At 43.7% G+C, this 25,597-nt stretch carries 23 protein-coding genes and 1 riboswitch; of the genes, 11 read left to right on the plus strand and 12 right to left on the minus strand.

Annotated elements, in window-relative coordinates; genetic code table 11:
* Nucleotides 1-714 (minus strand): two-component system response regulator TorR, encoded by a 714-nt coding sequence (gene torR / locus ATB76_RS14810; RefSeq protein ID WP_038866769.1) that lies wholly within the window; start codon nucleotides 712-714, stop codon nucleotides 1-3.
* 233 nt (nucleotides 715-947) lie between these two features.
* On the opposite strand from torR, the gene torD reads away from it, so the two are divergent.
* The 5 genes from torD to ATB76_RS14835 all read left to right on the plus strand — a co-directional run bounded on the left by torD (nucleotide 948) and on the right by ATB76_RS14835 (nucleotide 5,244).
* Entirely contained in the window at nucleotides 948-1,595 is a 648-nt protein-coding gene (gene torD / locus ATB76_RS14815; protein ID WP_039976227.1) for a molecular chaperone TorD, read from the plus strand.
* Nucleotides 1,596-2,037: 442 nt separating this feature from the next.
* Nucleotides 2,038-3,042, plus strand: coding sequence for an HTH-type transcriptional repressor PurR (gene purR / locus ATB76_RS14820; protein ID WP_061035595.1), 1,005 nt, complete (start codon nucleotides 2,038-2,040; stop codon nucleotides 3,040-3,042).
* Nucleotides 3,043-3,321: 279 nt separating this feature from the next.
* Nucleotides 3,322-3,411: riboswitch (cyclic di-GMP riboswitch) on the plus strand.
* A gap of 116 nt (nucleotides 3,412-3,527) precedes the next feature.
* Complete coding sequence (locus ATB76_RS14825) at nucleotides 3,528-4,118, plus strand: TfoX/Sxy family DNA transformation protein (RefSeq protein WP_038866763.1); 591 nt, start codon at nucleotides 3,528-3,530, stop codon at nucleotides 4,116-4,118.
* A 119-nt stretch (nucleotides 4,119-4,237) separates the two neighbouring features.
* A complete protein-coding gene (locus ATB76_RS14830) occupies nucleotides 4,238-4,927 on the plus strand; it encodes a TVP38/TMEM64 family protein (protein WP_038866761.1) in 690 nt (229 codons plus the stop codon).
* On the plus strand, nucleotides 4,927-5,244 hold the full coding sequence (locus ATB76_RS14835) for a DUF2007 domain-containing protein (RefSeq protein WP_038866760.1): 318 nt from the start codon (nucleotides 4,927-4,929) through the stop codon (nucleotides 5,242-5,244). Before ATB76_RS14830 ends, ATB76_RS14835 begins: the two co-directional genes overlap by 1 nt.
* A 37-nt stretch (nucleotides 5,245-5,281) precedes the next feature.
* Here the strand turns inward: ATB76_RS14835 and ATB76_RS14840 are convergent, their stop codons facing one another.
* From ATB76_RS14840 to topA, 4 genes are all read right to left on the minus strand, one after another.
* Nucleotides 5,282-6,085 (minus strand): alpha/beta hydrolase, encoded by an 804-nt coding sequence (locus ATB76_RS14840; protein ID WP_038866759.1) that lies wholly within the window; start codon nucleotides 6,083-6,085, stop codon nucleotides 5,282-5,284.
* A 122-nt stretch (nucleotides 6,086-6,207) separates the two neighbouring features.
* Nucleotides 6,208-7,665 carry a glycogen synthase GlgA gene (gene glgA / locus ATB76_RS14845; protein WP_061035596.1) on the minus strand — a complete coding sequence of 486 codons (1,458 nt, stop codon included), beginning with the start codon at nucleotides 7,663-7,665 and terminating at the stop codon, nucleotides 6,208-6,210.
* The gene (glgC, locus tag ATB76_RS14850) at nucleotides 7,655-8,872 is read right to left on the minus strand and encodes a glucose-1-phosphate adenylyltransferase (protein ID WP_042602682.1); all 1,218 of its coding nucleotides are present in this window, start codon (nucleotides 8,870-8,872) and stop codon (nucleotides 7,655-7,657) included. Before glgC ends, glgA begins: the two co-directional genes overlap by 11 nt.
* A 534-nt stretch (nucleotides 8,873-9,406) precedes the next feature.
* Nucleotides 9,407-12,037 (minus strand): type I DNA topoisomerase, encoded by a 2,631-nt coding sequence (gene topA, locus ATB76_RS14855; RefSeq protein ID WP_038866755.1) that lies wholly within the window; start codon nucleotides 12,035-12,037, stop codon nucleotides 9,407-9,409.
* A 480-nt stretch (nucleotides 12,038-12,517) separates the two neighbouring features.
* On the opposite strand from topA, the gene ATB76_RS14860 reads away from it, so the two are divergent.
* Nucleotides 12,518-12,766 carry a YciN family protein gene (locus ATB76_RS14860; protein ID WP_038866754.1) on the plus strand — a complete coding sequence of 83 codons (249 nt, stop codon included), beginning with the start codon at nucleotides 12,518-12,520 and terminating at the stop codon, nucleotides 12,764-12,766.
* Nucleotides 12,767-12,830: 64 nt separating this feature from the next.
* Here ATB76_RS14860 and aroA read toward each other — a convergent pair whose 3' ends face one another.
* Entirely contained in the window at nucleotides 12,831-14,111 is a 1,281-nt protein-coding gene (gene aroA / locus ATB76_RS14865; protein WP_061035597.1) for a 3-phosphoshikimate 1-carboxyvinyltransferase, read from the minus strand.
* 160 nt (nucleotides 14,112-14,271) lie between these two features.
* Nucleotides 14,272-14,748, minus strand: coding sequence for a glycine zipper 2TM domain-containing protein (locus ATB76_RS14870; protein ID WP_038866750.1), 477 nt, complete (start codon nucleotides 14,746-14,748; stop codon nucleotides 14,272-14,274).
* 41 nt (nucleotides 14,749-14,789) lie between these two features.
* Here ATB76_RS14870 and aat point away from each other — a divergent pair, with 41 nt between their 5' ends.
* From aat to infA, 3 genes are all read left to right on the plus strand, one after another.
* On the plus strand, nucleotides 14,790-15,500 hold the full coding sequence (gene aat / locus ATB76_RS14875) for a leucyl/phenylalanyl-tRNA--protein transferase (protein ID WP_038875951.1): 711 nt from the start codon (nucleotides 14,790-14,792) through the stop codon (nucleotides 15,498-15,500).
* Entirely contained in the window at nucleotides 15,497-16,198 is a 702-nt protein-coding gene (locus ATB76_RS14880; protein WP_038875949.1) for an arginyltransferase, read from the plus strand. The genes aat and ATB76_RS14880 overlap by 4 nt, the downstream gene beginning before the upstream one ends.
* An 80-nt stretch (nucleotides 16,199-16,278) precedes the next feature.
* Complete coding sequence (gene infA, locus ATB76_RS14885) at nucleotides 16,279-16,497, plus strand: translation initiation factor IF-1 (RefSeq protein ID WP_001040192.1); 219 nt, start codon at nucleotides 16,279-16,281, stop codon at nucleotides 16,495-16,497.
* A 185-nt stretch (nucleotides 16,498-16,682) separates the two neighbouring features.
* Here the strand turns inward: infA and clpA are convergent, their stop codons facing one another.
* The gene (clpA, locus tag ATB76_RS14890) at nucleotides 16,683-18,953 is read right to left on the minus strand and encodes an ATP-dependent Clp protease ATP-binding subunit ClpA (protein WP_038866743.1); all 2,271 of its coding nucleotides are present in this window, start codon (nucleotides 18,951-18,953) and stop codon (nucleotides 16,683-16,685) included.
* A 48-nt stretch (nucleotides 18,954-19,001) separates the two neighbouring features.
* Nucleotides 19,002-19,322, minus strand: coding sequence for an ATP-dependent Clp protease adapter ClpS (gene clpS / locus ATB76_RS14895; RefSeq protein WP_005427554.1), 321 nt, complete (start codon nucleotides 19,320-19,322; stop codon nucleotides 19,002-19,004).
* Nucleotides 19,323-20,020: 698 nt separating this feature from the next.
* On the opposite strand from clpS, the gene cspD reads away from it, so the two are divergent.
* Complete coding sequence (cspD, locus tag ATB76_RS14900; RefSeq protein ID WP_038866741.1) at nucleotides 20,021-20,239, plus strand: cold shock domain-containing protein CspD; 219 nt, start codon at nucleotides 20,021-20,023, stop codon at nucleotides 20,237-20,239.
* Between the two features lie 169 nt (nucleotides 20,240-20,408).
* On the opposite strand, the gene ATB76_RS14905 is transcribed toward cspD, so the two are convergent.
* A complete protein-coding gene (locus tag ATB76_RS14905; protein WP_061035598.1) occupies nucleotides 20,409-22,634 on the minus strand; it encodes an NADP-dependent isocitrate dehydrogenase in 2,226 nt (741 codons plus the stop codon).
* A gap of 370 nt (nucleotides 22,635-23,004) precedes the next feature.
* On the opposite strand from ATB76_RS14905, the gene ATB76_RS14910 reads away from it, so the two are divergent.
* Nucleotides 23,005-23,709 carry a pseudouridine synthase gene (locus ATB76_RS14910; protein ID WP_061035599.1) on the plus strand — a complete coding sequence of 235 codons (705 nt, stop codon included), beginning with the start codon at nucleotides 23,005-23,007 and terminating at the stop codon, nucleotides 23,707-23,709.
* A gap of 70 nt (nucleotides 23,710-23,779) precedes the next feature.
* Here the strand turns inward: ATB76_RS14910 and ATB76_RS14915 are convergent, their stop codons facing one another.
* Entirely contained in the window at nucleotides 23,780-24,457 is a 678-nt protein-coding gene (locus ATB76_RS14915; RefSeq protein ID WP_038866735.1) for a DUF2057 family protein, read from the minus strand.
* Between the two features lie 76 nt (nucleotides 24,458-24,533).
* On the minus strand, nucleotides 24,534-25,559 hold the full coding sequence (locus ATB76_RS14920; protein ID WP_020195015.1) for a porin: 1,026 nt from the start codon (nucleotides 25,557-25,559) through the stop codon (nucleotides 24,534-24,536).
* Nucleotides 25,560-25,597 lie beyond the last annotated feature (38 nt).

Here is a 25,597-nt window from a genome sequence, read left to right on the forward strand (position 1 = left end):
TTAGTCACCCGCGAACATGTAGCCTTCACCATGAACCGTCACAAAGATTTGTGGGTTCTTCGGATCAAACTCCATCTTAGCGCGCATGCGTCGAATCAATACATCAATAGTACGATCGTTTGGCGCATCCACTCGGTGGCTGATCATATTCAAAATACGTTCGCGGCTTAATACCTGATTTGGGTACGATGAGAGTGCGACCAAAAGCTCATATTCAGCTTTGGTTAGTTTCACGGGCTCACCATTACGGCTAAGAGCACGACGTTGAATATCAAACGTCCACTCACCGAAACGTACAATGTGTTCTTCATTAGTGTCGTTCGCGATTTTTTGTGAACCATTGCGAGCCGCAGAAATGCGCCACAACAGGTTCTTAACGCGAACCAATAATTCCCTTAATTCAAAAGGCTTTGTCACATAATCGTCCGCACCCATTTCTAGGCCAACGATTTTGTCAATGCTATCCGTGCGTCCTGTCACTAATATGATGCCGATATCTGATTGGCTGCGTAATTCACGCGTAAGCATAAGACCGTCTTCACCGGGCAGGTTAATATCCAGCATGATAAGGTCCACATCACCACCTTGAAGCACTTCGCGCATTTCTGCACCGCTTTCTGCTTCACTGACTTTGTAGCCTTCATTTTGGAAGTAGCCCGCAAGCTTACTACGAGTTACAACATCATCTTCTACGACTAATACGTGATAGCTCATTTACACCACTTTCTGTCTTTTTTATTTTCCAAGACGTATTCTATTCATAACTAGTAACATTTCTAGTCATAGATACATTAAAAAGCAAGATTTTGCGATTTTATTGATTCAAAGCAAGCTTATTTACAGCCATTCATAAACCGGCACATTTTCCCATAATGGATAACAATTATAGTTACTGCTATTCATCTTAATTGTTTACACTTAGGGAATAACCATTCAGGAGCAAAAAAATGCAAGAAGTGAAAGCTTTTAACGAGAAACGCGCAGAAATCTATTGGTGGTTTTCTAGCCTGTTCGCAAAAGAACTGACAGAGAAAGAACTAGAAAGCTACCACAGTGTTGAAATTCGAAGCTTTTTGGCTGGCCTTGGTGAAAATGAGTCATTAAAACCAGCTGTGGATACCCTTGTTGATGCACTTAACCGCCTACAGGATCGCGAAGACGCGCAACTTGAATTGGCTGCAGACTTTTGCGAGCTTTTCCTGAAAACAGAAAAGCACGGTGCACTGCCTTACGCATCTATGTACATCGGTGAATCTGGTCTTTTAAATGACAAGCCAGCAGAAGAGATGGAAAAACTGATGGCCGATTTTGGTGTTCAGGTTGATGAGAACCTGAAAGAGCCAGCGGATCACTTAGCGGTTGAACTAGACTTCTTAGGTAACATGATCATTCGTTCTAACGAATTAGAACAAGACAAACACATGGAAGAAGCGTTCGAGAAACAGAACGACTTAATCCAAAAGCATCTTATGTCTTGGTTGCCACAGTTTGCTGCGAAATGTAAGCAATTCGACGAATTTGGTTTCTATGTAAGCGTTGCGCAACTATTAATTGCATTTTGTAAACTGGACAGCACCTACCTTCTTGGTGAATAATTGCCGCCAATTTCAGGGAGCTCGCAAGCGGGCTCCCTATTTTATTCGTTAATTTTTAATCTAGCACATAGAAGCCCTTTCCATTTAGCAGTTAAAATGTGACCTCAATAGCGCAAAACACCTGCTGAAAATATTGCTAGTGTGCCCACATCAGTCTAAAATGTGAGCGCAAACGATTAAATACGACTTATATGTAAACCGCTGAAATATGGCGGTTTTTGTGTTTTATTAACAAGATTGCTGACCAATTCCTCACTTATATAAGTAAGGAACATGAGATTCAGCAACAAATGTTGCTACAAACCTTTTTATACCGATTTCGGAACAACCGCTGCCTAATTAATTGAACCTTAAACTTCAGATATGGTTCAATTCGCGCAACATACTAAGCGTAAGGTTGTATTCACTACGGTATTCAGTAGCTCGATACAGGACATCATTTATGGCCACTATAAAAGACGTTGCTCGCTTAGCCGGCGTTTCTACCACAACAGTTTCGCACGTAATCAACAAAACGCGTTTTGTTGCTGAAGCAACCCAAGAAAAAGTAATGAAAGCGGTTGATGAACTAAATTACGCGCCAAGTGCAGTTGCACGTAGTTTGAAGTGTAACTCAACTCGCACTATCGGTATGTTGGTAACGCAATCGACTAACCTTTTCTTCTCAGAAGTTATCGACGGCGTTGAGAGCTATTGTTACCGTCAAGGTTACACGCTGATCCTATGTAATACTGGCGGTATCTACGAAAAGCAACGTGACTACATTCGCATGCTAGCGGAGAAACGTGTAGATGGCATTTTAGTGATGTGTTCTGACTTAACGGAAGAGCTAAAAGAGATGCTTGACCGTCATTCAGATATCCCGAAAGTGGTGATGGACTGGGGTCCAGAGAGTTCGCAAGCTGACAAGATCATTGATAACTCTGAAGAAGGTGGCTACATCGCAACAAAATATCTGATCGACAATGGTCACACTGATATTGCTTGTTTGAGCGGTCACTTCGAAAAAGCCGCGTGCCAAGAACGCATTGCAGGTTACCGCCGCGCAATGGCAGAAGCAAAGTTAGCAGTAAATGAAGATTGGGTACTTGAAGGTAACTTTGAGTGTGATACTGCCGTACTTGCTGCTGACAACATCACAGCAATGGACAAACGCCCGACTGCCGTTTTCTGTTTTAACGATACCATGGCGCTTGGTTTAATGAGTCGCTTGCAGCAAAACGGCATCAAAGTACCAGAAGATATCTCTGTCATTGGTTACGACAACATCGAGCTAGCAGAGTACTTCTCGCCACCGCTAACGACTATCCACCAGCCAAAACGTCGTGTTGGTAAGAATGCCTTTGAAATTTTGCTAGAACGCATCAAAGACAAAGAACATGAAAAACGCATTTTCGAAATGCAGCCAGAAATTGTTGTTCGCAACACAGTTAAGAAACTGAACTAAGCGGCACCGAAGTTTTATAAAGCGCTCGTAAGGGCGCTTTTTTATTGCCTAAAAATAACATTCCAAAAACATTTCAGAATATAAATACCTCCCCTAATTTAGATAAGTTGCTGTTTTAATTGGGCGTAGTCCATTTCCTACATCAACCTTTTGTATGACAAGGGATCGTTCCCAAATATGAAACCAAACACATCAAAAAATCACTATTAACTGAACCAAGATCACACTTTCATATTTGAAACGTGATGTTAATTCAATATACGAAGTATTCTCAAAGTGTCACGCACAGGGCAAACCATTCGAAAGGGTGGGACGCAAAGCCTCCGGCCTGAACCATCTTATTAGATGGAAGGTAGCGGGGTTACCGATGGCAAATATGCATTAAGTGAGTTTACCCTTTAATGACATTGTGTCTGCATGCATTTGCTAATCTCTCGGACCTGATTTTTGGTGGCGTAATATTAATTACACCGAGATAACACATCATGGATAAACCGATACTCAAAGACTCAATGAAGCTGTTTGAGGCACTTGGTACTATCAAGTCGCGCTCAATGTTTGGTGGCTTCGGGCTTTTCGCCGATGAAACGATGTTCGCACTAGTTGTAAACAATCAACTTCATATTCGAGCAGACCAACAAACTTCATCTGACTTCGAGACTCAAGGACTAAAACCGTACGTCTACAAGAAACGTGGTTTCCCAGTGGTCACGAAATACTATGCTATTTCTGATGATCTATGGGATTCAACGGATCGCTTGATTGATGTTGCAAAGCAATCTCTTGAGACTGCTAAGCAAGAAAAAAAACAGCAAGCGAGCACCAAGCCTAATCGATTGAAAGACCTTCCAAATCTACGCCTAGCAACTGAACGTATGTTGAAGAAAGCAGGCATCGACTCTGTCGAGCAATTAGAAGAAGAAGGTGCCTTAAGCGCATACAAAGCAATCCAAGATACGCATGCCTCTACGGTAAGCCTTGAGTTGTTGTGGGCGTTAGAAGGTGCAATCAACGGCACCCATTGGAGCGTCGTCCCTCAGTCTCGCCGAGAAGAACTGATGAGCGCATTGTCTTAACGCGCACTATCAGCATGACATTGAGTAAAAACCGCAGTTTTCATACTGCGGTTTTTTTTTGAAATTTTTTCTTCTCTTATTCTGTCTTATTATTTAAGAAGCCAAATGGAGTAATTACGATGAATAAGAAACTGATTTTAGGACTGATCCTGCTCGCAACCATCCTCTTTTTAGGAGTGAATTTTGGCCAGTATCTCACCTTAGAAAATGCCAAAGCACAACAAGCAGCACTAAATACGTTCATTGACCAAAACTTTGTGTTTGCTGCGGCGACCTATTTCTTGGCTTACATCGCAATCACCGCTTTCTCTATTCCAGGAGCCGCCGTTGTTACCCTGCTCGGCGCCGCCCTATTTGGTTTTTGGACCAGTTTATTATTGGTGTCTTTTGCTAGCACCATCGGCGCAACAATTGCTTTCTTAAGCAGCCGCTACTTATTACGTGAATGGGTACAAAGTAAATTTGGTAATAAGTTAAATGCCATTAACCAAGGTGTAGAAAAAGACGGAGCGTTTTATTTGTTTTCACTGCGTTTGATCCCAGTATTCCCATTTTTCTTGATTAACCTCTTAATGGGGTTAACACCGATGTCTATCAGCCGCTTCTATTTAACAAGCCAAATCGGCATGCTGCCTGGTACTGCCGTTTACTTAAATGCGGGCACTCAACTAGCCACTATCGACAGTCTTTCAGGAATTGTGTCACCAACCGTATTAGCATCATTTGCTCTGCTTGGTTTGTTCCCTATTATCGCTAAATGGGTTATGAATAAGGTCCGCCCTGCTCAAGTTCAAAATGGAAATGCCTAATGAAAATCTTCATCGCTAAAAACCCTGCGGAAGCTCATATCGTTTGTGAGCTCCTCAAAACCGAACAGATTCACTGTGAAGTAAGAGGCGAAGGTATGTTTGGGTTGAAGGGAGAGTTGCCCTTCAGCGATGATACAGACCCGTATGTTTGGCTTTTACATCCGGAACAGCAGTTGAAGGCGTCTGCGATTGTCGAAGACTATCGACAACAAACAGAGCTTACTTACCAAGACTGGCAATGCCCGCAATGTGCAGAGAAGAATGAGGGACAGTTTGGTGCTTGTTGGCAATGTGGATATCAAATAGGGGAGCTATGATGGCTCCCCTATCTTTTTAGATCGGTTCTCAAATCTATTAAGCCGCTAGACTTTGCTGCTTAATAAACTCAATAGAGTGTTGATTGAAATCTTCTGGACGTTCTACGTTGCACACGTGGCCACAATTTGGAATTTCACGTAATGAGCTTAGCTTATGCACTGCAACCATTTCTTTTACTGGCTTAATGAACATGTAGTCTCTATCCCCCATTAGGTACAGCGTCGGAATAGGCAACTCTTTATCTTTAAAATACTTCATTAACGGATTTACATCCGCCGCCAGTGTGAACCAACGCTTAAACTCTTTTTGGCATAACTTCTTTGCTTCACGAATAAACAAGTGACGAGATTCGCGTTGATTTTTTTGTGGCATCACGATGTAAGCAAAGAGCTTATACAACCACATATAAGGGAGGATGTGCTTTCCAAGATTACCGAGTTTAACTAAGATCTGAGAGCGAGTGTTTAAGCGCGTTACCGCCCCACCAAGCACCATAGAACTCACACGCTCTGTTGCCATTTCGGCAAGGTTACGCACAATAATTGTACCCAAAGACATACCAACAAAGTGTGCGGATTGGATCTTCAAATGATCCAGAACCTTTAAAATGTCCTGTGTCACCTCAGTAAAGGTATAACGACTTGTCATCAGTTCTTTGATCAACTGGTTTGACTTGCCGTGTCCACGGAGATCGATTAAGACTAAATTAAAGTGCTCTTTATAGGCCTTTAATTGTTTAAACCATATTGAAGAACTGCCACCAGCACCATGCACGAAAACGACCCACTCATTGCTGGTAGGGTGTAAATAGGTTTTATGGAATAGAAGTGGCTGAGTCATTTATCAGTTTGAAAAGCATTCTGTATGAAAAAGTGTGGGTAAATCCTACCACACTCCATAAGAGCAAAGTAATAAAGGCACCTAATTCGGTGCCTTTCGTTACACTTTTTAAAGATTTTGCGTCAATTTAACGCAGCCCTATACAGTTGCAAATACTCTTCTGCAGCTTTTCGCCAACAAAAGTCTTTTTGCATAGCATGAAGTTGTACACGTCTCACTTCTGTCACATTTTGTGCGTAAAGAAGAAGTGCTCTCAACATTGTCAGTAATAGACCTTGCGGTGTTGGCTCATAGAAAACGAAGCCCGTTGAATCAGCTGGATCCACATCGTAGTCATTCACGCTGTCTTTCAAGCCACCTACCCCACGAACGATTGGCAAAGTGCCATAGGCCATGCTGTAGATTTGGTTCAAACCACACGGCTCGAATTCAGAAGGCATTAAGAAGAAATCCGAGCCTGCCTCAACCAAATGTGCTAGCTCGTTATCGTAAGCCTCTACAAAAACAAACTTACTCGCAAATTGTGCGGCTACGTCTCTTAACTGTGCAGCAAGAACAGGATCACCAGTGCCAACAACGACGAGTTGAACATTATGCTTAAGGAAATCAGCTAATGCAGGCAGCAGGTAATGCACACCTTTCTGTTGCGTTAGACGACACACCATGCCGAACATGGCGTTATCTGATTCTTCAAGCCCCAGCCTTTCCTGTAGCGCTTTCTTACATGCATTTTTGCCACGGACCATGCTTTGACGGTTCGCTTTGTAATTTAACGGAAGATTAGAATCGGTTTCAGGGTTCCATGTTCCGTAATCGCAACCATTTAAAATCCCAACAAGATCACCTGCGCGTTGCTGGAATTCCCACGCCATACCATGGCTGCCAAGTTCTGTTTTAAGCTCTTCAGCGTAGGTGGGGCTTACCGCATTGATTTTATCCGCGTTCATCACCCCTGCTTTGAGCATAGTGATGTGCGTTGCGCTTACCGCGGCATCAGGAACATTTCGACTGTGAAATTCAGGTAAACACTGGACGTCATCGTAGCTAAATACCCCTTTAAAGACTGCGTTGTGAATGGAAATTACACTGCGAGTCTTGGTAAAAAATGCTTCATTGCCATAACGATGTTTAAGCAAAAATGGGACTAAACCAGTATGCCAATCGTTGGCATGCACAATATCTGGTTGAAAACCAAGTTTTGGCAACATATCTAGACACGCTGCACTAAAAAACGCGAAGCGCTCACCGTTATCCGTGTAAGCTTGGTTATTTTCAGCGTACATTGACGGACGATTGAAATACGGAGGGCAATCAATCAAATAGACCGGATTATCACCAAGGTTTAGCTTCAACACTTTGTATGCCGTATACGGCCAGTGCGCTAACTCGGTATCTAATTCCAACTCGGCTTCCGCTAGTCGCTCGATAGCTGTGTAAGCTGGAATTGTAATTCGTACATCCTGCTGAAGGTTTTGAAGGGCTTCTGGCAGTGCCTTGGCTACATCAGCCAAGCCACCACTCTTTATCAGTCCTTCGACTTCAGACGCTACAAACAGTACAGACAAATTGTTAGTAGCCAACTCTTGCTCCTTTTGGAATCACAACAATGCCATCTTCTGACACGTGGTAGTGTTTTTTATCTTCTTGTAGATTTACACCAATTTGCGTACCAGGTGCAATGTCGGCATCCTTGTCGACAATCACACGACGAAGTACACATCCTTCACCGACCTTCACATCACCAAGTAAAATACTTTGGCTGATGTCACACGCAGAAGCGATGTTGCTGCGAAAACCCAGTACCGATTTTTCAATTCTTGAGCCTCGCACGTAACTCCCGTTACATACTAAGCTGTCGATGATTTGAACTCGGCCATTAACTGAGTCGGTAAACGTTGCAGGCGGCAATGGTGGGTAGTAAGTGTGCAGTGGCCATTTGCGGTTGTAGAGAGAAAACGGGGCGTCTTTTTCCAACAAATCCATATGAGCTTGCCAGTACGCGTCAATAGTACCGACATCACGCCAGTAAACTTCTTCTTTTTCACCAGTAATACGGTTTGTGCTGAAGTCATAAACAAACACGTCGCCACGTGGGAACATCTTAGGAATGATGTCTTTACCAAAGTCGTGTGAAGACGCTTCATTATCCGCATCTTCAATCAGCTCAGAAAATAGCGCTTGGGCTTCAAATACGTAGTTGCCCATGGAAACGAGTGCATGTTCTGGATCGCCCGGGATTGATTTAGGTTGTGCTGGTTTCTCTTCAAAACCGATCATACGACCTTCGGCATCCACTTCAATAACACCAAATTGCGATGCTTCACACAAAGGCATACGTAATGCTGAAACGGTCAACGATGCCTCTTTTTCTTTGTGGAAGTTCAACATCTGTTTGATGTCCATTTTATAGATGTGATCAGAACCAAAAATACAAACTTGGTCAGGCTCAGCAAGCTCCATAAAACGTAGGTTTTGATAGATAGCATCCGCCGTACCTTCATACCAACGCTTACCCGTACGCATTTGTGCTGGGATTGGGTCGATGAATCGATCGGTAATACCGTTGATGTTCCAACCCTTCTTCATATGATGGAACAAAGATTGAGACTTAAATTGAGTGAGGACATAAATGCGCATCAGATCCGCATTCACGAAGTTGTTCAAAGCGAAATCAATAAGTCGGTAACTTCCGCCGAAAGGGACCGAAGGTTTACTGCGGGATTCCGTTAAAGGTCTCAGACGAGAGCCTTCACCGCCAGCAAGAATCATTCCCAAAACACCAGCCATTCGTTGTTCTCCATATATAGTTATAGCTTGGAATTAGTGTTCGTTTGAGGTGAGCAGGACTCGGGGAGTCAAGCGAACACGTTAGTACATCCATACCGATGGGCTTCTCTGAGCTCTCGCGGTATAAACAAAAAAAGCTATTGCACATCCTCTATGCAGGCACCTTATTTATTTTTTATTCTCAGCACCAAATAGCAGCATACAGTTGCATTATTTGTGTAATAAGTTATCGAACTGGAACTAAATTACAATTTTAAATACGCCATTCTGTGTGACATACAGATGTTACTTACTCAAGACGATATCTTGATCACACAACGGTACGCAAACGATTACATTGTGAAAACAATTTACAAACCGATTGACTACACAAGTGCAGTTTTGCGACAGGATACGATGAAACTATGACCGGAAGATGAAAATAAAAATGCAGGGAGTTGAAGTGAGTCGTATTGATATAACTTATAAAACAGTAGGAATTTACGAAAAAAATAAGGCAGCGAATTCGCTGCCTTATTTCATTTGAACCATTAATTATGCTTTGGCTTTTTTACGTTTGTCGGTGATTTCCCATTTACCGTCAATGTAAAGTGCAGTCCAGCCACTTGGTTTGCCATCGTCTTCCGTTCGCACATAGTTCTCTTTGCTCTTACGGCTAAATCGAACCACTGTCGGACGACCATCAGGGTCAGCAACTGGCGCAGTCGTTAGGTACTTGAACTTCTCAGGCAAACGCTCTTCAAAGCGTGCTAGTTCTGACACTAACGGTGCACGAGTCTCACGCGATTTAGGGAAATTACTTGCTGCCATGAATAAGCCAGAAGCACCATCACGCAAAACAAAGTACGCATCCGAGTTTTCGCATGGCAGTTCAGGGAAATGAACTGGGTCTTCTTTCGGTGGCGCAACTTCGCCATTTTTCAGAATCTTACGAGTGTTCTTACACGTTTCACTCGTACAATCCATGTATTTACCGAAACGACCGTTCTTAAGCACCATGTCAGAGCCACACTTGTCACACTCGACAACTGGGCCATCGTAGCCTTTCACCTTAAACTCGCCGTGTTCAACGATGTAGCCTTCACAGTTCGGGTTATTACCACAAACATGCATCTTGCGCTTATCGTCGATTAGATACGCATCCATCGCTGTTTCACAGATAGGACAACGCTTTTTAGCACGCAGTGCCGCTGTTTCAACGTCCTCTTCAAGAACATTGATGATGCCGTCTTCATCACCCAAGTTGATCGTTGTTTTACAACGTTCTTTCGGTGGCAATGCATAACCAGAACAACCAAGGAATACACCCGTTGAAGCGGTACGAATACCCATTGGACGGCTACATGTCGGACACTCAATATCTGTCATCACAATGTGATTCAGCTTCATGCCACCTTCAGTTTCGTCTTGCTCTGCTTGTTCTAGGTCACCAGTAAAGTCAGTGAAAAAGTTATCAAGAACCGATTTCCACTTCACCTCACCTTCTGCGATTTGGTCAAGCTTTTGCTCCATACGTGCAGTGAAGTCGTAGTTCATTAGATCGTTGAAGCTATCATCTAGGCGGTCTGTAACGATCTCACCCATCTTCTCTGCGTAGAAGCGGCGTTGTTCAACTTTTACGTAACCACGATCTTGAATCGTAGAAATGATTGACGCGTAGGTTGAAGGTCGGCCAATGCCACGTTTCTCTAACTCTTTAACTAGAGCAGCTTCAGTAAAGCGCGCAGGTGGCTTTGTGAAGTGTTGTTTCGGGTCAAGAGACTCAAGGTTTAGCTTATCACCCAATTGGACCGCAGGAAGAATCGTGTCTTCATTTTTGCCCATTGGACGCTGAACACGAGTCCAACCATCGAACTTCAGAATACGGCCTTTCGCTTTTAGCGTGTATTCCGCTGCTTTTACGCTGATGGTCGTCGAATCGTATTCTGCTGGTGTCATTTGACAGGCAACGAATTGGTTCCAGATCAACGAGTACAGTTTATGCGCATCTGCATCAACACCTTGTAGGTCTTCTGCTTTCACCGCAACATCGGAAGGACGAATCGCTTCGTGCGCTTCTTGTGCACCTTCTTTGCTGCCATAAGTTAATGGTTTAGCTGGAAGGTATTTGTCACCAAATTCTGAACCGATAAATCCACGAACCGCATCCACCGCCTCTGAACTCAGGTTTGTCGAGTCGGTACGCATATAAGTGATGTAACCCGCTTCATACAAACGCTGAGCGAGCATCATGGTTTTCTTCACACCGTAGCCAAGACGTGTACTTGCCGCTTGCTGTAATGTCGACGTAATGTAAGGCGCAGACGGTTTGCTCTTCGTCGGGCGGTCTTCACGCTTACACACTTCGTAGCTTGCGTTTTCAAGTACAGACATCGCAGCTTTAGTTTCAGCCTCATTCACAGGCTTAAATGCGGTGCCTTCTTTTTGCGCCACAAGCAACTTAAATGCTGTCTTATCTTTGGTATGAGTGTTTGCGTGAATATCCCAGAACTCTTCTGGAATAAATGCGTTAATCTCGCGCTCACGTTCAACCAATAGCTTAACAGCCACTGACTGCACTCGGCCCGCAGACAAACCACGCGCCACTTTCTTCCATAGCAATGGAGAAACCATGAAACCTACTACGCGGTCCATGAAACGACGTGCTTGCTGCGCGTTCACGCCATCCATATTCAATTCACCAGGAGTCTGGAAAGCTTGTTGGATAGCATTCTTTGTAATCTCGTTAAAAACTACACGTTTGTATCGCTCTTCATCGCCACCGATGATCTCACGAAGGTGCCATGCGATAGCTTCCCCTTCGCGGTCCAAATCGGTTGCGAGATAGACGTGATCAGCATCTTTGGCTAGTTTTTGCAGTTCACTAACGACTTTTTCTTTACCCGGAAGGATTTGATAGTTCGCTTCCCAGTCATGATATGGGTTAATCCCCATTTTCTTGATCAGAGCTTTACGGTCTTTTTCTTTTTTGACACGCGCTTTTTCTTCCGGGCTCATTCCTTTCGTAGAAATTGCCGCGGCTTTTTTCTCACCAGTGCTTTGACCGGCCGTAGGCAGATCACGCACGTGACCAACACTAGACTTAACAATAAAGTCTTTACCAAGGTATTTGTTTATCGTCTTAGCCTTGGCTGGTGACTCCACTATAACGAGCGATTTACCCATAACTGACTCTAACGTCCTTCATAATAATGCGGGTGAAAACTCCAAAAAGAGCCTACCCGCATAATGTTCTATTTCATTGCTTCTTTTTTTACTATTGTGCGAGATGAAAAGAAGATCAACTGCTTTTTTGAAATTCAGATCCGATTGGTTGACAATTCATCGCCTTTATACTTTAACAAGGCAGGGTTCTGCAAAAGGTCTTGAGCGGCATATACTAAGCAGGCAAAGTTTCTGCCCGCTAGTCGAATTCAATAAATTTTGTCTCTCATCACAAAATATTTTTTCTTTCGCTATCAGAACGTAACCTTAGATCATGACAGCGAAATAAGCATCATTAGCATATGAGAATGCTTTGCGGTTTTTCTTCTATATTAATGTGTGCTTTGTAGCAAACACGTAATCACAAATTTACCTCTGCAAAGCCACGGCAATTGTAGGTATACTGCGGCCAATTAAGTTTCATTGAATGACGAGAACGCTATGTCTGATAGAAAACACATTGAAAAATTCGACCTCCTGTTGATCGCAAACCAAATCATCCAAGAGCACGAGGATTTTATCGAAGGAATGCGTGCCACAAGCGTAGAAGAAAAAGACGATGTTTTGGTGTTTAAAGGTGAGTATTTTCTAGACGATAAAGGCCTACCGACCCCCAAAACCACTGCGGTATTCAATATGTTTAAATACCTAGCGCATCATCTTTCAAAAGAGTTCACACTAAGTAAATAAGCTTTTGAAATTTCATCAAAAAAGCCAGAGTATCCACTCTGGCTTTTTTCTTTCAATAAGTGAGTTAACAACTCAGTGCTTTCAACTTATCAAAGTAGTCAGGGAATGTCTTTGACGTACACTTAGGATCGTTAATCGTCACAGGTGTATCGCTTAGCGCCACCAGAGAAAAACACATCGCCATACGGTGATCATCGTAGGTGTCAATCGCCGCATGCGTAAGCTGTGGTACGGGCTTAACGATGATGTAATCCTCACCCTCTTCCACTTCTGCACCGACTTTACGAAGTTCAGTTGCCATTGCAGATAGACGGTCAGTTTCTTTTACGCGCCAGTTGTACACGTTACGAATCGCGGTTGTACCTTCAGCGAATAATGCAGTCGTTGCGATTGTCATTGCTGCATCTGGGATATGATTGTAGTCCATATCGATGCCTTTCAATTGACCAACACGAGAAATGACGTAGTCTTCACCCCACTCGATTTCAGCACCCATTTTCTCCAGTGCGTCAGCGAATTGGATATCGCCTTGAATGCTGTTTTTACCAATGCCAGTGACTTTGACCTCACCACCTTTTATCGCTGCTGCAGCCAAGAAATAAGAAGCCGATGATGCATCACCTTCTACCAAAAAGTCACCTGGCGCAATGTATTGCTGACCAGCAGGAATAACAAACTCTTGGTAGTCGTTATTGATCACTTCTACACCAAACTGCTTCATGATATGCAGCGTGATATCGATGTAAGGCTTTGAAACCAATTCGCCTTCAATATTGATGCGAATTTCGCCCTCAGCCAAAGGCGCTGACATTAAAAATGCCGTTAAAAATTGGCTAGAAATCGAACCATCAATCGATACAGAACCAGATTTAAGACCAGTGCCGACGATTTTCAGTGGTGGGTAGTTTTCGTTTTCTAGGTAAGTAATGTCTGCACCAGCCGTTTGAAGGGCTGTCACTAGGTGACCGATCGGACGCTCTTTCATACGAGGTTCACCAGTCAGAATATACTCACCATGTCCAAGGCACAATGCTGCGGCAAGCGGGCGCATCGCTGTCCCCGCGTTACCAAGAAATAGCTCTACTGGTTCAGAAACTGAAAATGGACGACCAAGACCTTCTACAACACATTCTGTTTTGTCTTCAGACAGTTGGTACTGCACACCAAGCTTGGTCAGTGCATTCAACATATGGCGAATGTCATCGCTATCTAGAAGGTTGGTCAAACGAGTCGTGCCTTTTGCAAGGGCAGCGAGAAGCAGAGCTCGGTTAGAAACGCTTTTCGATCCAGGAAGATTCACTTCCCCTTGAATTTTGTTGATAGGTTGTAACGTTAGGCTTTCCATTGAAAGTAGATAATCCTTTGTGCCCTCTTTCGATTTTATTAGAGAGCTAAACAATTCTTCGTGAATTCAGACTAACGAAAAAACCAACACAAAACCAGAGTAAATCCATGCTAATTTTTGAATAATTAGTCAGCTCAAAAATTAGTATGCTAACGTCAGCTTAATAAGCGATATCGACCCTTACACCGTCGTCAAAATATAGGATTCGCACATCGTCACCACGGTTAAACAACATACTATTGTCCACGTCTTGAATCACATTAATTAGCTTGTTGCCGTCTACCTTGACCAGTAATTCAACCAATTTATATTCAACCGTATATTCGTAGTTATTACGGTTTTTGACCACGGCCGCACCTGCCAACGCGCCAACTGCGGTTGCGACTTCTTTACCTGTACCACCACCAAACTGGTTACCAACTAAGCCACCAATGGTCGCACCGAGTAGTGTTTCCCAACCGTTGCTTTGCGACTGTTTAACTTCTTGTTGAGTAATGTATCGCACAGAATCAACCTTGCCATACACCACTTGATTCACTGGTTTTGCGACATTTCTTTCATAAGCTGCATTGGCGAAAAATGGTAAAAACAGTATGATCCATGCCCATCGTTTTGCGCTAAGTATTGCTCTGCTCATATTTCATTCCTATAGGCTTTGATGTTGGTAAACTCTTCTTTATGGCTATTTATTTAACTGAACTTGATGACTCTTTTGCCTTCCCTTCTCCCTATGAGGCCCTACACGACCCAAATGGCTTGTTAGCATTTGGGGGCGATCTCAATCCTCAAAGGATCCTAACGGGTTACCATCAAGGAATCTTCCCTTGGTATGGGCCTGGAGAACCAATCTTATGGTGGAGTCCATCTCCGAGAGCGGTTTTTGACCCAGCAACTTTCACTCCATCAAAGAGCCTTAAAAAGTTTCAGCGTAAACAACAGTATAAAGTAACGCTAAACAATGCAACCGAGCACGTAATTGAATTGTGCGCTTCTACCCGTCCAGCGGAAGAAACATGGCTCAATCCGGAGATGCAAGCTTCCTATATTGCGCTTGCCAAGCAAGGACATTGCCACTCAGTAGAAGTATGGCACGATGATCAATTGGTCGGGGGGTTGTATGGTATCAGCGTCGGCCAACTTTTCTGTGGTGAGTCGATGTTCAGTCTCAAAGACAACGCTTCTAAAGTTGCATTGTGGTATTTATGCGAACATTTGGCGTCAAACCAAGGCCAATTAATCGATTGTCAGGTGATGAACCCTCACCTGCGATCCCTTGGAGCCTTTGAACTTGAGCGTGACGATTTCGTACAAAAACTACTATCTTTAAGGGATAAGAAAATTAATTTGGAAACGTTCGAACCACAAACTTTGCAAGGCGCTGAATCATGAGCACGGATCTTCAACAAATTCGTATCGGGTTGACCAACAATCACCCATGCAGCTACCTACCGGAGCGCCAAGAGCGCGTTGCAGTGGCGTTAGATCCTAGTTTACACAGCGACCAGAACTACCAAATACTCATGGCCAATGGGTTTCGTCGCAGTGGCGACACGATTTACAAACCTCACTGTGAGCAGTGTAATGCTTGTCAGCCGATAAGGATTGCTGTGCCCGATTTCATCCGTTCTAAAAGCCAAAAGCGTTTATTGAACAAAGCGAAGACCATTCAATGGGAAATGAAATCTGAGCTCGATGATGCATGGTTCGATTTATACAGTCGATATATTTGTAAACGCCACAAAGATGGCACTATGTATCCACCGAAAGAAGATGAGTTCGCAAGATTTGCGCAAACGACTTGGTTGAAGACGGGTTTTCTCCATTTATACACGGATTCTGGGCAATTAATCGCCGTCGCAGTTACCGACATAATGGAGAATTGTTCAAGCGCCTTTTACACCTTCTATGACCCTGATTTTTCCTTATCTCTCGGTACGTTAGCTGTGTTGTATCAGATTGAGTTTTGCCAGCAACAGAACAAACATTGGCTTTATTTGGGCTATCAAATCGATGAATGTCCGGCAATGAACTACAAAACTCGCTTTCAACGACACCAAAGGCTAGTAAATCAGCGTTGGCAAGGGTAGAATACGCCCCAACTTTACATAATTACTGTTTAGCGGCAAAATAAGCGCGCTAATACCGCCTAATTTCTAAAGAGGATTAAATGGCTAAAGAAGACGTAATTGAGATGCAAGGCACTGTGCTTGACACTCTACCAAACACTATGTTCCGCGTTGAACTTGAAAACGGTCACGTTGTGACTGCACATATCTCTGGCAAGATGCGTAAGAACTACATCCGTATCCTTACTGGTGATAAAGTAACTGTAGAGATGACTCCATACGACCTATCTAAAGGCCGCATCGTCTTCCGTGCTCGTTAATCTCTGATTTTCGAATACAATAAAAAACGGAGCTCAAGGCTCCGTTTTTTATTGTCTGTTTTTTGCTCTCAATACCAAGCTTACTTTTGGGAGTTTCAATACGCTCCACAGGCTTGCTCCATTCTTGCAGACACAAAAAAGCGTACACCTAGGCGCACGCTTTTAAAATAGATTTCAACAGAGAATTAGTGAAGTGCTGCTTCTTTCTCGCTTAGGTATTCAAACTTAAGCTCGTCTTTCACAAGCGTTACTCTCACTGTTCCACCATCTACAAGTGAGCCAAACAACAGTTCATTTGCCAGAGGTTTCTTAAGCTGCTCTTGGATAACCCGCCCCATAGGACGAGCTCCCATCGCTTTGTCATAGCCTCTATCCGCCAACCAATGGCGAGCGTCTTGAGACACTTCCATTGATACGCCGCGAGCATCCAATTGTACTTGAAGCTCAACAATGAACTTATCAACAACTTGATGAATGACTGTTTCGTCCAGGCTATTGAACCAAATGATATTATCTAGACGGTTACGGAATTCAGGTGTGAACACCTTCTTAATTTCCGCCATCGCGTCATGACTGTGGTCCTGTTGGATCAGGCCGATCGATTTCTTCTCAGTTTCAGCTACACCAGCATTGGTTGTCATAACAAGGATCACGTTACGGAAATCCGCTTTGCGACCGTTATTATCTGTTAGCGTACCGTTATCCATGACTTGCAGCAGCAAATTAAAGATATCTGGGTGTGCTTTTTCGATTTCATCAAGCAGAACCACTGAGTGCGGGTGTTTTAGCACCGCATCAGTCAGCAAACCACCTTGATCGTAACCAACATAACCTGGGGGTGCACCAATCAGACGACTCACAGAATGACGTTCACCATACTCAGACATATCAAAACGAAGAAGCTCAATGCCTAATAGCTTAGAAAGCTGAACCGTCACTTCTGTTTTACCTACCCCAGTTGGACCGGCAAACAAGAATGAACCAACAGGCTTGTTATCAACGCCTAAACCAGCACGAGATAGCTTGATCGCCTCTGACAGTGCGTCAATCGCATTGTCTTGGCCAAAGACCAGCATCTTCATCTTGTCATCAAGGTTCTTTAGAATGTCTTTGTCAGACGACGACACAGATTTCTCTGGAATACGCGCCATCTTCGCAACCATGGATTCGATGTCTGCAACGCCAACCGTCTTCTTACGACGACTCGCCGGCGCTAAACGGCTGCGTGCACCCGCCTCATCAATCACGTCGATCGCTTTATCTGGCAAATGACGTTCATTGATGTATTTTGCCGATAACTCAACCGCTGCACGTAGCGCTTTGTTGGTGTAACGGACTTCATGGTGCGCTTCGTATTTTGGTTTCAAACCAATTAGGATCTTCGTCGTATCGTCCAGCGATGGCTCTACGACATCGATCTTTTGGAAACGGCGGGACAACGCGCGCTCTTTTTCAAAGATGTTGCTGTACTCTTGGTAAGTTGTCGAACCGATACAACGCAGTTTACCGCTACTCAGCAGAGGTTTGATTAGGTTCGCTGCATCAACTTGACCACCAGAAGCTGCACCTGCACCAATGATGGTGTGAATTTCATCAATAAACAGAATCGCGTCTTCTTCTTTCTCAAGCTGCTTCAAGACTGACTTAAAGCGTTTCTCGAAATCACCACGATATTTTGTACCAGCAAGCAAAGAGCCGATATCTAGAGAATAGATAACACTGTTTTGAATCACTTCTGGTACTTGGCCTTCAACAATTCTCCAAGCTAGACCCTCAGCGATTGCTGTTTTACCAACGCCTGCTTCACCGACTAGCAACGGGTTGTTTTTACGTCGGCGACAAAGAACTTGAATAGTACGTTCTAGCTCTTTATCTCGCCCGATGAGTGGATCGATATTACCAGCTTTCGCGACTTGGTTTAGGTTAGTCGCAAAGCTTTCCAATCGTTCTTCTGGATTCGTTTCTTCTGGCGCTTCTGAGCCAAAGGAGTCAGACGAAGATGGGTCTTCATTAGAACCCGAAGCTTTTGTGATGCCGTGGGAAATGAAGTTAACGATGTCTAAACGAGAGATGTCGTTCTTCTTCAATAGATAAGCAGCGTGAGATTCTTGCTCACTAAAGATAGCAACAAGTACATTTGCACCGGTGACTTCACTACGACCAGACGACTGTACATGGAAAACGGCGCGCTGAAGTACACGCTGAAAGCTCAATGTCGGCTGGGTTTCGCGCGTCTCGTCACTTTCTGGGATGAGTGGCGTTGTTTGGTCGATAAAAATATCGAGTTCGTTGCGCAAAGCGTCAAGATCCGCTTTGCAGGCTAGTAGGGCTTCCTTAGCTGCATCATTCTCCAATAATGCAAGTAGGAGGTGTTCGACAGTCATAAACTCGTGGCGTTTATCACGTGCACGAGCGAATGCACCGTTAAGGCTTGATTCTAGTTCTTTATTTAGCATAAGTACCTCCCGAAAGAACAACTTTGGTTGCTCGAGCAAGTCTTCTTATTACGCTTGCTCCATAGTACATAGTAGCGGATGCTCATTTTCCCTTGAGTACATCGTCACTTGCGCTACTTTTGTCTCAGCAATCTCTGCGCTATATGTGCCACAGATTGCCTTTCCTTCATAGTGGATCTTGAGCATGATTTGCGTTGCTTTATCAATATCATGCGAGAAGAATCGCTCAAGTACCTCTATGACGAAATCCATAGGTGTGTAGTCATCATTGTTTAGAACTACGTTGTACAGCTTAGGTGGCTGAACTTTCGTACTTTCTCGCTCCAGAAGATCAGAGTCTGGAGTCACCCATTCAAAATTTTTACTCATGGCAATTCAAAGATATCGTATCAAAGGGTTGATGTTTTTAACCTATAAAAACAATCTACCATAAGCATGCCATGCGGTGTAGTGAGATGTGGCACCTAATTGGACTTTGATAGATAAAATTTATGTCCTTACATAGAGACTAATGCACCTCTGGCAGGGGCGCAAATAAAAGATTTTTATCCCAACACATGCTTATTTTTGCGGTTGTGTTTACCAAATTTCGACTCACTTCACTTATATTAATTAGTGCTCCGATAAGAAAGAAGATCACATTTAATGGTTGATAATCGGTTATTTATCACGAAAACGTCATTTTTTATTCATTCAGTAGAATCTTCTAATGTAATCAACTTGGTTAGTATGCCTCCCCCCTATATCAACACCTTGCAGTCCTTTTAACTAAAAGCTTACGCATGCGGCAGAAACACTTTGCAAAATTGTTAATCTCAAAAGTGATTTGTTTTCAATAATGTTTCCGATTGTCGCCTTTGACTATTGACTGTCAGAATTCATTGACTACAGTGGAAAGTGTTGATGCATAAATCCTCATTTTGAATTTGTTGGATTTCTAACAATTTGATGAATATGGAAGTGCCCAACTCGACGTGTGTTAGTGAACGCTAGCAATGAGACCAAGCTAAAGGTATGGCTTGGTGTTGTAACAACATCAGTAAAAAATGCATGAGGGATGTAAAAGCATGGCTACAGGTACAGTAAAGTGGTTTAACAATGCCAAAGGATTTGGGTTTATCTGTTCAGATGAAGAGGAAGGAGACATCTTTGCCCACTACTCAACTATCCAAATGGACGGTTATCGTACACTGAAAGCAGGCCAACAAGTCTCATACGAGATTGAAAAAGGTCCAAAGGGCTCACACGCTAGCAGCGTTGTTCCAATAGAAGCCCAAGCCAAATAACTAGAGCGCTGTCGGAAAGACAAAACCATTTGCTCTCATAACACTGGCTTTACCTTCTAGTGTTATGAAGAGAAAAATAAACCCGCTTATGAGCGGGTTTATTACGTTTGTAAGAGCACTAAACTAAATAACATACAAACGCGCTACCGAAATAGCGCGAAATCAATGCTTACTTGTTAATGATGCCGTTCAACGTCGTACTTGGACGCATTAGTGTTGATGCAAGAGCATCATCTAGCGCGTAGTAACCACCGAGTTCACCTCTTACACCTTGTGCGTTGTTCAACTCAGCAACAATCGCTTCTTCTTGTTCTGCAAGGGCTTTAGCAACTGGTGCGAATTCAGCAGCCAGTTCTGCATCTGCACTTTGTTCAGCCAAAGCTTTCGCCCAATACGTCGCAAGGTAGTAGTGGCTGCCGCGGTTATCCAACTCACCCACTTTACGGGACGGTGATTTATTCTCGTCTAGGAATTCACCTGTCGCTTTGTCCAATGCCTCAGCCAGAACCTGAGCTTTCGCATTACCAGCAACTGTACTTAGGTGCTCCAATGATGCAGCTAGAGCAAGGAACTCACCCAGAGAATCCCAACGCAAGTGGTTTTCTTTCTCAACTTGTTGGACGTGTTTTGGCGCAGAGCCACCAGCACCAGTTTCAAATAAACCACCGCCGTTCATTAGTGGAACAATTGACAGCATTTTCGCAGAAGTACCCAGTTCCAAAATCGGGAATAGATCCGTTAAGTAGTCACGAAGTACGTTACCTGTTACAGAAATGGTGTCTAGCCCCTCTTTAATGCGCTCTAGAGAGAATTGACATGCATCGATTGGCGCTAGAACCTTGATCTCTAAACCTGAAGTGTCGTGCTCAGGAAGGTATGTATTCACTTTCTTGATCAGTTCAGCATCGTGTGCACGCGCTTCGTCTAACCAAAACACCGCTGGTACACCTGTTGCACGTGCGCGAGTGACGGCAAGTTTCACCCAATCTTGGATTGGCGCGTCTTTCACCTGACACATACGGAAGATGTCACCTGCTTCGACAGTTTGCTCAAGAAGAACCGCACCAGAAGTGTCGACAACACGTACAGTACCAGCAGCGTCAAGGATAAATGTCTTATCATGTGAGCCGTATTCTTCTGCTTTCTGAGCCATTAGACCCACGTTTGGCACGCTGCCCATTGTAGTTGGGTCAAATGCACCGTGTTCTTTACAGAAATCGATAACCGCTTGGTAGATACCCGCATAGCTACGATCTGGGATCATCGCTTTCGTGTCTTTTTGCTTACCATCTGGTCCCCACATCTGGCCAGAAGCACGAAGCATTGCTGGCATAGAAGCATCAACGATAATGTCACTCGGTACGTGGAGATTAGTAATACCACGATCAGAGTCGACCATCGCAAGCGCTGGTTGAGTCTCGTATACCGCTAAAATAGCTGCTTCAATTTCCGCTTTTTGTTCAGCAGGTAGAGATTCAATCTTAGTATAAACATCACCAAGACCGTTGTTTACATCTACACCAAGTTCTTCAAATAGCTTGCCGTATTTTGCGAAAACGTCTTTGTAGTACACTTTAACTGCGTGGCCAAAGATAACTGGGTCCGATACCTTCATCATGGTTGCTTTCATGTGAAGAGACAGAAGGACGTCTTGCTGTTTTGCTTCTGCAATTTCTTTCTCGAAGAACTCAACAAGCGCTTTCTTGTTCATGACTGAACAATCGATCACTTCTTTGTCTTGCAGAGGGAATGCTGATTTAAGTTCTTTTGCCGAACCGTCAGCAGCGACGAATTCAATTTTAACGTCAGTAGCACCAGTAATAGTCGTCGATTTTTCGCTACCGAAGAAGTCATCTCCTGTCATGCTTGATACATGAGATTGAGACTCAGCTGACCATGCACCCATTGAGTGTGGGTTTTTCTTCGCGTAATTCTTAACTGATAATGGAGCACGACGGTCAGAGTTACCTTCACGAAGCACCGGGTTTACCGCACTACCTTTGATTTTGTCGTAAGTCGCTTTAATTGCTTCTTCTTCGTAAGTGGTCGGTTCTTCAGGGTAGTTTGGAAGCGCATACCCTTTCGCTTGCAACTCTTTGATTGCGGCTTTTAGTTGAGGAATTGAAGCCGAAATGTTTGGAAGCTTAATGATGTTCGCTTCCGGTGTTTTCGCTAACTCGCCAAGTTCTGCTAGAGCATCACCAATACGTTGTTCTTCTTTTAAATGCTCTGGGAAGTTAGCGATAATGCGGCCCGCTAGCGAAATATCACGAGTGTCTACGTTGATGCCAGACGATGCGGTAAACGATTGAATGATTGGTAGTAATGAATAGGTTGCTAACGCCGGGGCTTCATCAGTGATTGTGTAGATAATTGTAGGTTTTTCTGTAGGCATGAAATTTCCCTATTTTTTACTCAACTTAGCTGAACTTCTCAGCAACTGAGTTCGTTGAATTGACGCATTGCTTAACGTTAGTAGTGCATTCATCCTCACCAACGCGACATGCGGTTTGCACTCTTTCTTATAGTTTGAAGCTCTATGGCTCTATATCCATGAGTGCACTTGGTGCCAAGCTTACTTTGGTGTCCATTTCCGTTAGAAATGTCTCACTCAAGCAACTTAGCTATATCATTAAACAAATAACACGAAATAGTCTATTATTCTGTGCGCTTTTGTTAGTTTTAGGCGCGCAAATGATAGCCGATAACAAGAAAACATAAAACTTTCAAACACAGTTCATTTACATTTTTGCAAGGTAGTTAACATGTCATCTCGCTCGGGTCATGAAAAAGGTCGCGGTACTCACCAATCAAAAACGAGTCATTTTAAACGCTCTGGAAAAGCAAACCACTCAAATGGACAAGCGAAAAATCGGCAAAGTCGCCCTGCCCGCGCTTCAAAAACATCTAAGCCACGCGTTGCGTTAGAAGATCGCAAAGTGATCATTTTTAATAAGCCGTATGACACGTTGAGCCAGTTCACTGATGGAGATGGTCGCAAAACGCTAGCCGACTTTATTCCAGTGAAAGATGTGTATGCCGCAGGCCGCTTAGATCGAGACAGCGAAGGATTGATGGTCTTAACAAACGATGGCATTTTGCAAGCGAAGTTGACGCAGCCTCAATCAAAATCACCAAAAACTTACTGGGTACAAGTGGATGGAGCCCCTAAAGAAGAAGACTTGGAGATGCTACGTAAAGGCGTAGAGCTAAAAGATGGCATGACCTTACCAGCAAAAGTAGAAGTGATGCCTGAACCAGAGATCTGGGATAGGACTCCACCTGTCCGATTCCGAGCAAACATTCCAACCACGTGGTTAGCGATTACTATCATAGAAGGAAGAAACCGTCAGGTAAGACGTATGACTGCACATATCGGTTTTCCGACACTGCGACTCGTACGCTACTCGATGGGAGGGATTGAGTTACACAACCTCAAACCTGGCGAGTGGAAAGAAATAACGCTCTAACAATAAACATCAAAAAACATAAAAGCAGACTTTTGTCTGCTTTTTTAGTTTTTATCGTCACTAATAACGATTATTGTTGAGCAACCCACTTTTTAAAGGTTTCTTTTTCTTGTGGAGTGGCCTTTTGGTACATCGTCTTAAGTAGATCAACCATTTGGCTGTCTTGTGCAGTCGCAGATTTCGTGTCGACTACCGCAACCGCTTTAGGCTCTACGCCTGTAACAGCTTGGCTGTGTTGGTTTACTGTCACATATGTCACAGCAACCCCAGCGACACCACCAGCAATATTATAGTTGCGAGCTTCCTGAGCATAGTTGCGACCAATTTGAACGCCATCGGACTCAAGAACGTCTTCAACAAGATCGATTGGCTGGCCTTTAGAGTCTAGTAGTTGCCACTCTAAAGGAGAGATGTTGGTTTGTGCTTGGCGGTAGGTTTTGAACTTTGGTAGTTCAAATTTCAGTTCTTCGTCTTTTACATCAAACTTGGCAATAATGGCGTCGCCATAAACCCCTTTGATATCATCACCAATCTCAAATTCTGGTTGATACTTGAAGACAATTTGGTTGGTACCGTCAGGAATCTCTATTGTTTTCTCATCCGAAAACAAACCACCCTCCAACTTTGGCTTCTCCATATTTACCGCAAGTAATTTTACGTCTTCAGGAACCACCAAGGTCGTTGCAGCATATAAGTTTGTACTGGCTAGAACAGAAAGTGTGATTGCCACTTTTAATGATAACTGCATAGAAATTAAATCCTTATCTCCAATAGTAAAAGACCCAGCATAAAGCTGGGTCTTACAATATCAAACTGGGTTTTGATTACCAGTAGAAACGTGCACCAACACCGAAGTCAGTTTTGCTGTCTGTCTTCACGTTGTCAGTTGAAGTTTCTTCAAATACGTATGCGCCTTCAACGAATACGCGAGCCCATTTAGAGAACTTGTACTCAACACCAGCGTAGAAACGTGAATCATCACCGTCTACAGTACCAGCTTGGTCAGAAGAAGACATTACTAGCTCGTAACCAGAGTAAAGAGTTGTCTTAGGAGCTACTGCAAACATACCTGCTAGAGAGATACCGTGAGAATCAACAGTCTCGTCTGAGATCTTGTTCTCGTCTTCGTTGTAGTAGTATGTTGCACCAAGAGTGTGCTCACCTAGAGCGTACTCACCAGTTACTTCAAAAGATAGGTTTTCTGAATCGTGAGCAACCTTGTTTACCGCAATCTTGTTTACAGAAGAAAGGATACCAGCGTGCATAGATAGGTCACCGAAAGACTTACCTACGAATACTTCACGAACTTCTTCGTTCTTGTCTTTCTCGCCTAGAGCGTAACCCGCTTTTAGCCAGAATGCGTCGTTTTCGAATGCGTATTTAATTTGAGAGTCGTTGTTCCACTCGTGTCCGTAAAGTAGAGCAGAGCCACCGAAGAAGTAAGAGTAATCCGCACCGTAAACGTCATCTGCGAAAGTACCTTCTTTACCGAAGCGGATAGTACCCATTTCGCCCATGTCGAAACCGAAGATGTGGCGACGAACGAATACAGTGTCGTCAGTACGCTCACTTGAATCAGCACCAGCGCCGTAGTTATCACCTAGAGCTACACCGATTTCAACTTCACCTAGCACTTTTAGGCTATCGTTTACAACGTAAACACCGTTTACACCCATACGTGAAGAGCTAGTGTTTAGCTCTGCAGTGTGGTCTGTGCTGTCTAGGAATAGAAGAGTTGGACGTAGCTGACCGTAGAAATCTACAGAACCTTCGTCAGATTTGAATACTTCAGCCGCATTCACAGTAGTTGCTGTAGCAGCAACCGCTAGTGCTAAAAGAGTCTTTTTCATATTTAATCCACTGCCTTTTCTTAGTTCGGGATATCCTT

It is taken from the genome of Vibrio sp. MOR3, assembly GCF_001557775.1.
In the GTDB taxonomy this organism is placed as follows: domain Bacteria; phylum Pseudomonadota; class Gammaproteobacteria; order Enterobacterales; family Vibrionaceae; genus Vibrio; species Vibrio jasicida.